Source organism: Flavobacterium sp. LM4, assembly GCF_002017935.1.
GTDB lineage: Bacteria > Bacteroidota > Bacteroidia > Flavobacteriales > Flavobacteriaceae > Flavobacterium > Flavobacterium chungangense.
The window spans coordinates 1,001,214-1,015,485 of the sequence record NZ_MUFW01000001.1 but is presented as its reverse complement, the minus strand read 5'-3'; the positions used below and the strand labels follow the sequence as shown (position 1 = coordinate 1,015,485).

Here is a 14,272-nt window from a genome sequence, read left to right as displayed (position 1 = left end):
AAAATATGTTATTTCATTCTAAAAATATCTGCAACTGAGTTTAAAAAACCCTCTGTTCTCTTTGCCTCACCAGCATAAAGAGAAACTCTAGATTGGGGTCTTAAATTCTCGTTATCTTCGAGATTGGAAATAGTAATTGTTGTTTTTAGTGGAATATCCAGTTTGATACTACATTCTAAGAATAAACTGTCTGCAAGGTATGTACGAGGATTTAAAAAATAACATGAATTGTAGAGCCCTTCTGCTTTTTCAGGATTTTCTTCTAATAATGTATCATAAGGAAAATCAGTATCATTTTCAAAATCTTGTTTTGTTCTGGGATCACTGAGAATTCCTTTTTGCGTTATATTTATTAGATTATGTTTGTCTAGTGTTGGTGAAATTTCTTGTTGAACGAGAAATTGAGTATCACCAAAAGTATTACTAATGGGGAAGTAGATATTTTTTTCAACAACTAATTGATCTTTATATTCAATATTAATTCCATTAAAAAAAGCTCTTAAGAACCAGTTGAAATTAAATGATTCTAAAAATGCACTTTTATCTTCTATTTTTTTTTCGAAACGACTTAAACATTCCTCAATTTCTTCTCCTTTATATTCCTCTAAAATTTTAGGTTTTGTTTCATACCAACGCTCTTGAATAGTGTCATAATTGTGAATATCTATCCATTTACCTTTTTGATTAACAACAACTTGAAGAGGATAAAAAACACGACTTGTTTTTTCTGCTATTTCATCAGCTATACAGTCTGCCTCCTTTTCGTCAATATAGACCTTAGAAATCCTGTCTATTTCAAAAAAAGAATAGTTATTTATATCAGTAGCTAACCATTTTACACTTACTTCTTCTTTTATGGAGTGTTTTTTTTGACCATTTTCAATAATATAAACTCCTAAATAGCGATTTGTACCTGAAGGTTTAAAAGGAAGTTGATAGGTCTTGGTGCTAAAACGTACTTTTTCTAAAGGTTCATCTTCAGGTTCTCCATTCGCTTTAAGTTTTATAGGCTTTAGAAGGAGATATTTTAAATGACTTGGGAAATAAGCATTTATTACATCGGCATCCTCAATACAACTAAAATTATGATAATGTCTAAGTTCATCAAGTGAAATTTCAAGTAAGTCAGCTACAGATTGTGGAGTATCACTTTTTTGTATTTCGTAAGTTTTATGTTTAATCTCGCCTAATGTGTCTAATATTTCACCAATAATCATATAAAATGTAAGATTTGTTTTGGTTTTAAAGATACATATATTTCTTACATTGCAAAATTAAACAACAAGAAATAAGCACTTATCGGAGAAAATAAAATTCAGCCATTTCTTATTAATTCTAGATTTCTTATTACTAGCACTTTACCGTCCTTCTAATTGATTGTTAAAAAAAGATGCAATTCTTAACAATGCCAAAAGTAGTTGAAATACAAAATTTAAATACTTTTTACTTACCAATATTTTAATCTGAAAACAAAAAAAGCTCTGTATTTCAACAGAACTTTTAAAATAACTAAATTAGATCATCTCCATGTCTTTCATTTTAAACACATTATCTCAATAGATTTTCTTTTACTTTTGACACAATATTATCAACCCTATCATTCCATTCAGTGCTTTTCTTAAAATCTCCCGGAATTTTTGATATTTTTTCTTGGAATATTTTAACCCCTAATTTATTAAGTTCATTTGGTGTATCAAAATCCTCTTTTTTCTCAAAAGTTCTCATTGCAACAATAAGAATCTTTATATCAAATCCTAAGTTTATTGCAATTTCAACTAAGACAGTTATTGTAATATCTTGCTCTGTTGGTGATCCAGCTGCAACCAAAATAATTGTGTTATTAACTTCAATTAAATACGTCCCATTAAATATTCCAACAGTCATTTCAACTTCTACAAATATTTCTTCAGAGTTAAGCTCCCAGACTTTACTTGGCTTAAGTCTTTTACAAACTTCATTTATTGTTGTAGATTTTCCGTTTCCACTGGCGCCGATTATTAAAGCATATTTCATTTTACTTATTTTAAAGGTTTATTTACGATGTTACCGTTTGATTATACATTTTGTATTATTACGTGAATTTACTTTTTCATTTTAAGTTTATACTTCATCGCATCTTTTAGCAGTAACTTATTATTTTTATTAAAGTGTACTAATTCTGAAGCAACGTCCGGATTTCTACCAATTCGATCAGCAGCAATTTCATAAGCAATATTTCTGATTGATTTTTCAAGTTCTTCATGTTTGGTAAATTCATGTTTCAGTAAATGAAGAAATACCGCAGCATTTGCTTCTGATACTTCCTCCTTATAAATAGCAGTAATTGCAAGAGATAACTCTTCTGCAGACTTGCAGTTTGCAAAATAATTATTGAGGCATTTTCCGGCATCCTTATTCGTTTTCCAGCCTTGCAAAAGTAATTCCTGAGCTTCTGTTATGTCTCCAATTTTATTTTTATAAACTAAAGACGCTTTTACATATTGAAAATTAGTTTTATACTCTTCAATTACTATATTAAAATACGTATTGGCTTCTGATTTGTTTCTTAAAATCAAATACAAATCCCCTACTTTTTCATTTTCGTTGAGTTCTTTATACAATACAATTGCTTCACTATATGCATGCCCTTTTTCATAACATTCTGCGGCTTTGTTTTTATTTTGAAGATACTTTAAATAGATCGCTCCGGCTTCACGATATAATTTTCCATCTTCTAAAACCGATGCGGCTTTATGATTGTTTTTTAAAAGTTTTAAATAAATATGAGAAGCTTTTTCATATTGTCCTCGGGCAATATAATCTTCTGCCAGTTTCTCATATCTGCTTTGCAAGGTACTAAACCTGTTCGAATCAATTAAAAATGCACCTCCGCCTGAAGAACCTGAAGAACCTGATTGCGATCCTGCCCACAACGAAATCATAAAAATCACAAAAATTACGATTCCAATAAAAACCAGGATAGATGGTAAACTTAATTTCAATTCAGAACCTTTACAACTTCTGGCCAAAACCACAAACAGTAAAACAAAACCATATCTAAAAAAACCAGTAGAGCTATCTCCCGAAGAAAGATTGGCAAGAAATCGGTGTATCCATGAAAAATTATATAGACCTCCAATTCCGGTATTAAAAGAAAAACTACCTCCATTACCACCTCTTCCGGTTCCAAGTGTATCCAATGGAATTGCTAACTTCATTGCCATTTCAGGATTTTTCTCTAAATAAGCCAGAAATTTATCCATTTCCCGGTTGTTGCCATTCAACAATTTCTGCATGTTAAAAGGCAATTTTTCAATCATTTCTTCTTCTGAAACCGGATTTTCAATGCCTTCTAAAATCTTTTCCTGATCCACCTCAATTCGCATCGAAGTAATAAATTGCGGAATCAAAACAGTTTTTGAAGGTTCCGTTATTTCGATTTGTTTTAGATTCGGTAAATGAAGTAAATCTAACCAGTTAACTTCTTCTTTCAATTCAATCAAACCAATTTCCGGATGTAAGAAATAATATTCTTCCGAAAATAATTTATGCCATTCTTCTTCTGTTAATTCAGGTGTAACCAATGTATTTTCAGGAATAAACAATTTATTTTCTACCAATTGGTAAAAATTGTTTTTGCCGATGTCTGCAATTTTACTTTTGTTCTGATTAAAAACTATCAAACAGCCAAATAATTCATTTGCACGTACACCTGGAATAGGAAAAACTTTAATAGAATCAAGTGTTAACCCAATATTTTGAATTTCATGAAGCCACACTTCCGCTGAGGTACTTTTAATAAAAATGCCTCCTTTTGGAAATGTGTTTTTCGAATTTATCTTTAGTTTAAGCTCCATGATGCACAATGTGTAAAATAAATGGTTTAAGATATTTTTCTATGAAGACTTCCTCAGCCATACTTTCTTTAGTATGCTCCTGAATAAAGTAATCATTTCCGGCATATTCCTCTGCCGTTGCCATAATTGTACGCATGTTAATTACAAATGGAATATAAAACTCTTCAATTCTTGTATCACTACTTTCAAACACCAAAATTCCATCTCTATTTGTAATTGTACTACCATCTTTAGACTGAAAATATTGTGTTTCTATATAACAAACTGCTCCTTCTTTTTCAATTTCTTTTTTCAATTTCTCTGCAGCGTTTCTTGTCACACCTTTCAAAATAATACTAAGTTGTTCATCGATAATTTCTTTAGCTTGTTTTAAAGTTTTATGAGCATTCTCTTTTATTATTTTTACAACAGCCAAAGGTGATATCCCCTTATTCTTTAAAATAAGGTTAACCCTTTCTTCTAATATTATAGCGTCATCATTACGTCTAAAGTAAGAGTTGGCTTTTTGAAATTCCAGATTTAAAATATGATAGTCATTAATTTTTAAGTCATTCTTTTCAATTACAACACTTCCTAATCTTTTAACTACGCTATATTTAGCTTTACTGCATTTATAATTTCTAATGAACGAAGATTTTTCTTCGAGATTATTATTAAAAGCCTGCCTTACTTTTTCGTTTCTCATTACTGTTAGACTAAAGTCGTTAGCAATCTGGTAAAAATCCGGCAAAAGATCGATGACACCACCACCAAAATAAAAATCATTATTGTATTCAAACACTTTAAGTGCTGTTTCATTGATCTTTTGGTTAAAATCTTTATAGTTTTTTAATTCTTTAGTACTAAGATTTATGGTACTGGCATAGTGTATCAGATCATAATAATGATACCAAAGTATTTTCTCTCCTTTACTATTGGTTTTCAAGGCAAAATTGCCATTTTTAAACGGAAGGTTTGATGCTATTTTCACGAATCCCTTATCAAATCTATCATTTGAAAACACAAACAAACTGCCGTTTATGTACATATAAAACTCATTTTCGTAAGAGAATATATTTTGATAAGACCGCTCAACAGGATAAAGGAGAGATATACTTTCATCTGCTATTTTTTTTGCTTTCTCTTTTTGTTCATTATGATTTCTTATCCATAATTCATCTAAAGGCAATACAATTTGTTGGAGTATTTTCCTTCCTTTATTCTGATTTTTATAGACATTAATATTTTCCATGCCAATTGCAAAAACGTATTTAATATCATCAAAATAAGTATTCATGGCTCTTTGCATCGGAATTAGTTTTAGGCTTTCTTCTGAAGAAAAAATAAAAACTTCCTGGTTCTTGCTATTGATTTTATTCTCCAGAAAAAACGAATCTAATCCAGCTGAGCAATCCAGTTTACCGCTAAGCTCGCTTAAGGAATTTATAACTTCATTGACGTTTGTAACAGCAATTTCTTTGAAATCTTCTCCAACCACATAAACCTGACATTCAATATCTGTTTTAGGATGTCTGGCAATGGCAATAGCCGAAGCAAAAGCCAAAATTTTAGGATTCCCCCAGTTTTTTAATGTATTATCGATTAATAAAATACGCTTAAATTTATCTGCTTCCGGTGGTACTTCACGCTGAATATACAACGCTTCATTATTAGCAATTCTGGACATAAAAACATCGTCATCATAAGCAAACTCAGAAATTACGAGTTTATCAAAGTCACCTTTATTGGTTAAATCTGAAATCCCTCCCAAAGGCTGTTCACTTGGATGATTGTGATGAAGCGGAATATTTAATCCGGACCAAAGTCGTTTAATAAGACTTCCTACATAAAATGTTTTATCTTCCTGAATAAGCTGATCGACAAAATCAGTCATTTTATCAGATAGATTTTTTTCTTCCAAAACTTCCTCATTCAATTTCTCATTTAAATCCTGATGCGGAACACTCTCCATTGCATTTATAACGGATTGAACTGTTGGAAACTTAACTTTTAGTAATGCAAGTGTTCTGAAATCTTTTCTGAAATTTGCCTCATTAAATTCCTCTTTAACAGATGCTCGTACTAAATGATGTCTATGGTTTTTATATTCTTCAAGAATTTTTTTTGCTTTTTCTGCTGAAATTCTGTTATGACACTCGTGAAAAATAGTCTGAAACAAATTCATTCTTTTTTCGCCAGCTTTATATTCATTCGGCAAATGAGAAAGTAATTTCAAAAAATCAATACCTGCTCCAATTCTAAAAGACTGAGATTGTGGAAAAGCAGTTACTATATTCTTACTTTTTACCAAATTATGAATCATTTCAATGGCATTTTCACTTTCCGGATTCGTGGCTATAAGTGCCAATAGTAAAGTCCCAAATGGCGGAATACTGTCTTCTGAAAGGTATTCTAAAATTTCGAAGACAAATTTTTCGTAGCCAATTGTTTGCCCATTCGGAATAGCTATAGATTCAAATACACTATCTGCAGAAAATATCTGATTGTCCCATTCCCAGAAATAGTCCTCGTATGATTGAAAGTATTTTTGAAATTCCATTTTTTTTATGAAAAAGTTAAACGAAAAGAGCTTATTGAAAGCGGTTTTATATTTTTAATTGGTATTTTTGAATACGTATTATCGGTGTTCCAAAGCACCAGATCTTCTGCCGAAGGATTTATTTTTTCCTGCAGCGTTTTTGCTAATACATTCCATTCAAAATCATATCCAGAAGGAATTAAAAAGTCATTCTCAAACCAATAGGTAATGCCCTTTAAAGGCAACAAAGGTGTTCCAATAATCAATACTTTTTTATCGATAACAACCCAGCGCAATAGTTCCAGCCTATATTTTGGTGCCGTTAAAATGTATGACTTCACTTCCTCGTAATCTGCCAATAAAGCATAGGCTTCTTTTGCATTTCCTGAAGGCTTTAAAACCATTTTTATTTTTTGATCAATCCCAAAAAAATTATGATTAAACATTGGAAGAGAAACTGGTAAAGCTCTCAAAATGGGTGCCCATAATAATCCTGAAGAAAGTTTCTTTACTGGTAAAAGTTTTCCTTTTTCAAACAGTAAATTGTCCTTTAGCTTATAGAGTTTTGTATATGGAATCTGAAGAAGCTCAGTTGAGATTATCTGTTCAGCCGAAAAATCTTTTATCCAGATTGTATTCGTTTCAAAAGCTACTTTAAGATTGTCCCAATGCCTGATTGCTCCCAAAAAATCTTTGTGTTCTTTTTTAATTTCTAAAAAATACATATTATTAAATAGTTTGTAGAATTTTCTGCCACAAAGATTCTATATGATCCTGAATATACTTTTTCTGTTCTGAATCTTTAATCCAGTCGCAACGGGTCTGAATGTATCGTAGTTTATCTTTAATAACGTTTTGTTCTTCAAACGAAAGATTCTCATCCTGCCATTTTTCGGTCAGATAATTCACTTCTTTTATCACGCTTTCGGCATCTGGTGTTTTATTGTATAAAGCCTGTGGGTGAGCTGATTCAGAATTATCTTTCTCTATAATTTTATTAATTATTCCTTCTAATATTTCAATTTGTTCTTCATTGTCCCAGATATATTTTAGAACCCAAAAATCGGACACAATTGCTTCATTTCTGCCACACATTAATGCGCTGGCAGCGATAAGATTCTGAAGTTTTACGGCACGTCTGTCTGATACTTTAATACCCGTATTTCTAAGGCTGTGAATTATGTCAACATATTCATTTCGTATCGCAGTCAAATCTACTTTACGGCAAAGCTGCTGCAGTTCACGAACCTCATCGGCCGAAATTGTTGGTCTTTCTTTTGAATCCCCACTTTCTAATTTCCATCCTGCCAATAATACTTGCTGCAATAAATCTGGTTCTACATAGTCACATTTTATTCGAATTAAAAAACGGTCTAATAATGCATTTAGAGATTCATCTTCTGGCAAAACATTACTTGCGCCTACAAACATAAGTGCCGGAAGTTTTTTAGTTTCTTTACCGCGACGAAATATCTTTTCGTTAAGTGCCATTAGTAAACTGTTCAAAATTGCCGAATTCGCATTAAAAATTTCATCAAGGAAAACCATTGAAGCTTCTGGCATCATTCCCTCTGTGTTTGTTATCAATTCACCTTCTTTAAGTTTACGAATATCAAAAGGTCCAAAAATTTCATTTGGTTCTGTAAATCGGGTTAATAGATATTCGAAGTTTTTATCTCCTTCAATTCCTTTAGACAATGATCTGATGATCGCACTTTTTGCCGTTCCCGGAGGTCCTAACAAAAAGGCATTTTCTCTGGCCAGTAAACCAATTCCAAGCAGATCAATAATTTCATTTTTTCCAACAAAAGTCTCCTTTATATGCTTTAAAACAGTATTTAATTTATCGGTAGCATTCATTCTTTTCTTTCTATTTTTTTACTTAATTCAATTATCTGCTTAAAGTTGTGCCCAAAATATTTTTTTATAATCTCCAAATCCTATTTCTAATTGCTTTTTGATGAAATCAGATTGAGCAAATTTCACTGCTTTTCTATGTACTATACGGTCAATATAAAGCTGTCGCAAACAGTCATCTACCGAAACAATATCGTAGTTCATCTTTTCTGTATCGATCTCAAATCCGATAGCTGAATAATGAAACTGTATTAAATGCTTTTCTAAAATAGGAATCACTAAATCTTCAGGATCTATTCTTTTCATTTCTGCAATAATCTGAGGTAAAAAACGCAGGCAGAGATCTGCAGAAAGTATTGCCGATGCATCCATTTTGCCATTGTAATCCGGTAAAAGCAATGCCAAATCGCTAATTTTATGGGCTCTGTGCAACAATAATTGCACTGCAAAATATACCGTTTTGGATGCCCATAAACCAGCTGCAGTATTAAACTTCGGAGCAATGCCAGGATATTCTAAAATTTCTCTCTCATATTCTGCTTCCAGAAATGAAACGGTATCAGTTTCTTCTTCTTTAGAAATAGTAATTAATTTATCATACAGAATAACCTGCTCAATGGTTCTGAGATGATAAATGGTATCTAAAAATGAGGTCTTGGTTTTATCCATCTCTCTTATATTGTAATTATTTTTCCCAGGTTAATTATTTCGAAAAGTATCAATAGCTATCTTTAATTAAAACTCCCGTTCACAAATATATCATTAAACCAGAACTTTCTTAAAATATTATTTGTATACTGAAAAGTATTAAAATCAGCTTTATTTATATTAAAGAGGAACCGCAAATGTAAATATTTGCAGTCCCCTTCTAAAACTATCAATTGATAGCGGTCAACAAAAAAAATCTAATTCTTTAAACACCAATTTAAGATTTTGGCAATATTTTTTGCATCATCAATTCCGCGGTGATGCGTTCCTTCCAACGGGATTTCCAACAAGTGCAAAGCTCCGTTCATTCCGGTAGGTTTTACCAAACCAAACTTTTCTGCAAAATGTACTTTGACATTAATATGCTCATCACCCATTGGGTAGGGAACTCCAAATAATTTACATTGTTTTTTAAGCATATTCAGATCGTATTGACCGTAACTTGCCCAAGTATATAAATCCGGCTGATATTCATCTGTCAATTTCTCGATTGCTTCCTCGAAACTCACTCCGTTTTTATCCAGCAGATCCTGAGTAATAGTGGTCAGTTCTGTACAAAACGGACTTACACATGAGCGCTGAGGTTTAATCAGGATACCTTGATTTTTAGTTATCTCACCTGTTTCTGAATCCAAAACGGCTAATCCAATTTCAATAATTTCATTTTCCTGCCCCTGCGGGACCGTGCTTTGCCAACATGTGGCTTCTAAATCGATAATAATAATTTTATCTGTAGTTTTCATTTTTTCTAATTTTTAAAAAATTTACAATTCTCTGTCTCCAAAAGGAGCTTTCCATTCTTTCTTTAAAATGATAGCTTTTACTTCATCATAAGAAAGCGGTTTATAATTGTGGCAGTCAACGCCAACATCAAAAGACCTCGATGTTTCATCATCAAACAAATGACCGTGTGAGTGACCGTATAAATGCCATGTTCCTCTAAAAGAACTTCTCCAAACTTTCATTGCGTAATGAAAAAGAATAATCTTTTGCTTTCCGTTTGGTGCCTCTTCATCTGCGACACTTAATTCATAGTAATCTTTAATCCATTCAAATCGTTTCGCATAGCTTAATGCCGATTTATCATGATTTCCCTTTACAAGAAAAATAGATCCATTCAATTGATCCAAAATTTCTTTTGTCCGTTCAGGTCTTGCGAGCGAAATATCACCTAAATGATAGACAATATCTCGCGGACTTACCTTTTCATTCCATCGTTTAATGAGTTCTGCATCCATTTCTTCCACCGAAGCAAACGGGCGTTCACTAAACCTAATTATATTCGTATGACCAAAGTGATGGTCAGACGTAAAAAATATTTTTTGATTCATTTCTAATTTAAATTTTCAAACTAAAACCATCAGCATTCCCGTTGATGGTTTTTCTTTATTTCACGAAGATTTCCTTCAATTGACCGATTACGTTGCCGCTTCCGGAAATTGTAATTTCTCCAATTTTATCCGCGATTTTTTCAACGTATTCCATCTCTTTCAACTTCCACAACATTTCGTTTTCTTCCATCAGTTTTGCTGTATTAAGTAAACTTCTTGTTGCAGCTGTTTCTTCTCTTCTCATGATACTATTTGCCTGCGCTTTCTTTTCAGCAACCAAAACCTGATTCATGATTTCTTTCATATCACCTGGCAGGATAACATCTCTAATTCCTGCATCAGAAATTTTCAAACCTAAGTTTTCAATTTTAGAAGCTGCTTCTTTTAAAATCTCTTCGGCAATAGTATCTTTTTTACTCAATAATTCGTCGAGAGTCAGACTTCCAACAAAAGCTCTCAAAGCCAGTTGCATCACAACATACAATTGTTTCTCAAAATCTTTGTTTTCAATCAAAGCCTTCATAATATCAACAACCTGATATCTCACAAAAAAGTTGATTCTCAATCCTGCTTTATCTTTAGTCAGCAATTCCTGACCTGATATTTCAACTTGCTGTTGTCTCATATCAACCGTTTTAACTTCGATTGTAATGGCGTTATTCCAAAAATAATGCGTTCCGGATTTTAATTCTTTTACAAAATTCCCGTTTACAAACAACAAAGCTTTGTCGTTACTTGCTACGATAAATTTTCTTGTAAAATATCTTAACTGATTACTTTCTAATAAGTTTACTGGAACATTTTCAGTGATTTCAATTTTAGAAAGATCTGCTTTTGTAAACTCATTTTTTACAATTCCTTTCCAGAAAGCGTGTCTTCCAGGAGTTAAAACACCTTTAAAGTTTCCGTTTACGAATTGCAAAACAATCTCGTTATCAACTATCTCAACAACTTCTAGCATTGAGGCCAGAACTTCATTCTGCAACAAAACACTCAATTCAAACGGAGCCTGAAAAACGGCATTCATATCATAGATCAACACATTTTTGTCTCCAAAAATCCAGTGTAAACCCTCTTCTACTACTTTTACTAATTTTCTGTTTTCGAAAACCAAACCTACTTGGTAACCTTCGATTTTAATTCTTTTAATCATAATATTTTTGTTTCAAGTTTCAAGTTTCAGGTTTCAGGTTTTGAAACAGTTGAAAACTTCATTTATATTTTTACTTTTAACTTTTAACTTTTTACTTCTAACATCTAACTTTTTAATAAAAAAACCTCTTTGCCTTTCTCCTCCGAAAAAACGGATGAAGAGTTTGTAATTTGTTTACTTGAATTGTTTTCAATCGTATTTTGTAGCGACGATCCCCAAATCATCTTCACAATCAAATCGAGAAGAAAACAAGTATTTCAAAAAACAGTACTTTTCGCACTGGCTTTATCATGAGTGTGAAATTTTAGATTCTAAAACCTTAGTTTCACTGACAAAGACAAATCAGCTTTTTTTCTGGTCATCTTTTTAAGAGTGATGGTCTCTACTGTTTACAGATTTTCAGTCTGTTGACATACCAATTTGTCTAACCGAAACGTATTCGGTGCAGGACTCGAACCTACATAAACACTCTAATGTTCTATCCTGTTTGAACTACCGCATTACTACGAGTGGGATTCGAACCCACAACCCTTAGATCCCTTGTGTCGAATAGTTTTTTGGAAAACCATACGAAAACCTCCAAACCAAGCTGCATAGAAAAACATAATTCGCTTTCGCGGAAAGTTCACTACAATGGTGCTATACAGAAACACGCAACTGGGCTTGTTTGATATTTTTAATCAAGGCCGAAGCTTTGATGTATTTCATTTTATAAAAGAACTTGTTTTATTTCCTGAACAAATATTCAAATTACACTGCGCAGTAATTTTGCGCAGTGCAAAAACTTTTAGTTAATCCAAGCTATAACTGTCGATAAATAAGCATTTCTAACTTCTTCAAATCGAGTTATGTTTGGAATGTGGTTTACTTCTAATAAATATTTAGAACCGTCTTTTGCAACGATATAATCATTTCCAATCATATCCATTTGAAGAACATTTTTAATATGCAAAGTATCCGCCAATAAATCAGGATCAACAGTCATAAAATCAGCTTCATCAGGATGAATAGACTTCAACCAGGTATTACCTTCTAATTTGATCTGCCAGTAAACATCGCCAATCATCATGATACGAACCGCATCTCCTTCATAATAAGGTTCAATAGTTGCCGTAAATTCGCTTTCCCATTCTCCCGTAAAGCGATGTTTGTTTTCACCGCAATGCCAGTTTCCCCATTTGGCAATGGTATCGCCGGTAACATTAACAGAAGCTCCTGCACTTACAAATCCTCTGGGAGCACTAAATCGTGAATGTGACAAAGCTTTGACCAAACAAGGAATTTTAAAGCGGCAATCCAGCATAGCAGAAGCCTTAGGATAACAAGCACCTTTCCAGATGGCAAGACCCGCAATAAAATCGAAATCATTATCGTAAATTCCGTAATAGACTACTTTATCTACAGGCAACATCCCAATTCCGTTCGATTTTTCCATATACAAAACGGTATCTTTAACCACAATTTTTGGTATGGACTGGTGCCAGATAATATGTCCTGAATATTGGGCTTTTATACTATCGTATTCTTCCTGTTCAATACCCACAAGGGCAATTCGGTTGTATTTTTGTTTCATCGTTTTTAATTTTAAATGTTACTTGTTTTTGCTTCTAAACGGCTTCCAGTTTCAGGCGTTTAATTCCAAAATCTGTTTTTCTCAATTTGCACATTCTTTCATCTGAAATGTGGTGGAAAACAATTCCTTCAATATCATTTTCCGACAAGAAATTTTCTAAATCATCGAAATTGAGACTTACAAAATCTACTATTTCTGCACCGTGTTTTACCAAAGTATGTTTCTCAAACTTTTCAGGATTTCCTTGTACTTTCGGGCCGCATAATTCGTATGTTCCGTCAACTTTGTTTTCTAATTGATCGAAAGCTTCGAAAAAATGTTTATCCTCAGATTTTGATCTGTCGCATTTCAGCCAGTGTGGGTGATGTCCTGAAATTGGATCGGCTTCCTGACACGGAATTGCTCCTTCCGGAATTGTTCGTCCTTTTTTGGCATCGAATCTTTTGAACAATTCTCCGCCTATAATGGCTGCTGACGTACCGTCGAATTTTCTGGTTGCAATGGCTTTTCCATCAAAAACCCATTTATTTTCGATATTGATTTTATTAATTACCCTTCCTAAATCAGCAGGGTTTTTAGCAAATAATGTGGTTATCTTTTTCATTGTTTCTTTTCTAATTAAACGTTTCTTTTTGTACAGGAAGAGAGACTCGAACTCTCAAAATACAGATCCTAAGTCTGCCGCGTCTACCATTTCGCCATTCCTGCTTTTATTAATCCTCAGTATTTCAAAACTGAAATTGGTGGAAATAGTAAGATTCGAACCTACTCAGTCAAAGACAACGGTGTTTAGCTCATCATTTTTATTGTTTTTTTGGTTTCGCTGAATGAAAAATTTCATTTCAGACCGCCCTAACTCTCCAGCTTTAGCGTATTTCCATTTTGTCTGGGAAGCAGGATTCGAACCTGCGACCTCCCGCGTCCAAGGCGGGCAAACAACCACCGTTATCTTCCCAGTTTTTTTTAAAGGCTCTAAGATGCTAAGGTTCTGAGGGGCTAAGTTTTTAAATCTTTGCGCCTCTGCATCTTTGTACCTCTGCACCTTCCTCAGTACCTTAGTCCCTAAGAACCTCAGCACCTTCAAAACTCGCGGCCCATACGGGAGTCGAACCCGTTTCTCCCGAGAGACAGTCGGGAAGGTTAGCCAGTAACCCCAATGAGCCAGTTCCTTCTAGAGAACAAGTGGTTTTGGAAGGGCTCGAACCTTCAACCTCCAGCAAACTCGCTGACTATCTACCAATTGCTATACAAAACCATTATTTTTTGGGCATAAAAAAAGCACCCGGTTAAAGGTGC

Annotated in this window: 12 protein-coding genes and 4 tRNA genes; all 16 read right to left on the bottom strand. The window is 33.2% G+C overall.

The window, feature by feature from the left end; translation table 11 throughout:
* Window positions 1–8 precede the first annotated feature (8 nt).
* Window positions 9–1,217 (bottom strand): hypothetical protein, encoded by a 1,209-nt coding sequence (locus BXU10_RS04610; RefSeq protein WP_078226309.1) that lies wholly within the window; start codon window positions 1,215–1,217, stop codon window positions 9–11.
* A 331-nt stretch (window positions 1,218–1,548) separates the two neighbouring features.
* The gene (locus tag BXU10_RS04605; protein WP_078226308.1) at window positions 1,549–2,013 is read right to left on the bottom strand and encodes a hypothetical protein; all 465 of its coding nucleotides are present in this window, start codon (window positions 2,011–2,013) and stop codon (window positions 1,549–1,551) included.
* A gap of 68 nt (window positions 2,014–2,081) precedes the next feature.
* Window positions 2,082–3,836 carry a hypothetical protein gene (locus BXU10_RS04600; RefSeq protein WP_078226307.1) on the bottom strand — a complete coding sequence of 585 codons (1,755 nt, stop codon included), beginning with the start codon at window positions 3,834–3,836 and terminating at the stop codon, window positions 2,082–2,084.
* Window positions 3,826–6,375 (bottom strand): ribosomal protein L7/L12, encoded by a 2,550-nt coding sequence (locus tag BXU10_RS04595; protein ID WP_078226306.1) that lies wholly within the window; start codon window positions 6,373–6,375, stop codon window positions 3,826–3,828. The genes BXU10_RS04600 and BXU10_RS04595 overlap by 11 nt, the downstream gene beginning before the upstream one ends.
* A gap of 5 nt (window positions 6,376–6,380) precedes the next feature.
* Window positions 6,381–7,079: a hypothetical protein gene (locus BXU10_RS04590; RefSeq protein ID WP_078226305.1), complete on the bottom strand. Its 699-nt coding sequence runs from the start codon at window positions 7,077–7,079 to the stop codon at window positions 6,381–6,383.
* A 4-nt stretch (window positions 7,080–7,083) separates the two neighbouring features.
* Window positions 7,084–8,214 carry an AAA family ATPase gene (locus BXU10_RS04585; RefSeq protein WP_078226304.1) on the bottom strand — a complete coding sequence of 377 codons (1,131 nt, stop codon included), beginning with the start codon at window positions 8,212–8,214 and terminating at the stop codon, window positions 7,084–7,086.
* 39 nt (window positions 8,215–8,253) lie between these two features.
* Window positions 8,254–8,880 carry a hypothetical protein gene (locus BXU10_RS04580; protein ID WP_078226303.1) on the bottom strand — a complete coding sequence of 209 codons (627 nt, stop codon included), beginning with the start codon at window positions 8,878–8,880 and terminating at the stop codon, window positions 8,254–8,256.
* A 236-nt stretch (window positions 8,881–9,116) separates the two neighbouring features.
* A complete protein-coding gene (locus BXU10_RS04575) occupies window positions 9,117–9,662 on the bottom strand; it encodes a 3'-5' exonuclease (protein ID WP_078226302.1) in 546 nt (181 codons plus the stop codon).
* Between the two features lie 21 nt (window positions 9,663–9,683).
* Entirely contained in the window at window positions 9,684–10,250 is a 567-nt protein-coding gene (locus BXU10_RS04570; RefSeq protein ID WP_078226301.1) for a metallophosphoesterase, read from the bottom strand.
* 55 nt (window positions 10,251–10,305) lie between these two features.
* Window positions 10,306–11,403: a slipin family protein gene (locus tag BXU10_RS04565; protein ID WP_078226300.1), complete on the bottom strand. Its 1,098-nt coding sequence runs from the start codon at window positions 11,401–11,403 to the stop codon at window positions 10,306–10,308.
* A gap of 787 nt (window positions 11,404–12,190) precedes the next feature.
* Window positions 12,191–12,976 carry a hypothetical protein gene (locus BXU10_RS04560; RefSeq protein WP_078226299.1) on the bottom strand — a complete coding sequence of 262 codons (786 nt, stop codon included), beginning with the start codon at window positions 12,974–12,976 and terminating at the stop codon, window positions 12,191–12,193.
* Between the two features lie 34 nt (window positions 12,977–13,010).
* The gene (locus tag BXU10_RS04555; RefSeq protein WP_078226298.1) at window positions 13,011–13,580 is read right to left on the bottom strand and encodes a DUF5565 family protein; all 570 of its coding nucleotides are present in this window, start codon (window positions 13,578–13,580) and stop codon (window positions 13,011–13,013) included.
* 31 nt (window positions 13,581–13,611) lie between these two features.
* Window positions 13,612–13,684, bottom strand: a tRNA-Leu gene (locus BXU10_RS04550).
* Window positions 13,685–13,861: 177 nt separating this feature from the next.
* Window positions 13,862–13,933, bottom strand: a tRNA-Pro gene (locus BXU10_RS04545).
* Window positions 13,934–14,066: 133 nt separating this feature from the next.
* Window positions 14,067–14,139 (bottom strand) — tRNA-Asp (locus tag BXU10_RS24890).
* 20 nt (window positions 14,140–14,159) lie between these two features.
* Window positions 14,160–14,231 (bottom strand) — tRNA-OTHER (locus tag BXU10_RS24885).
* Window positions 14,232–14,272 lie beyond the last annotated feature (41 nt).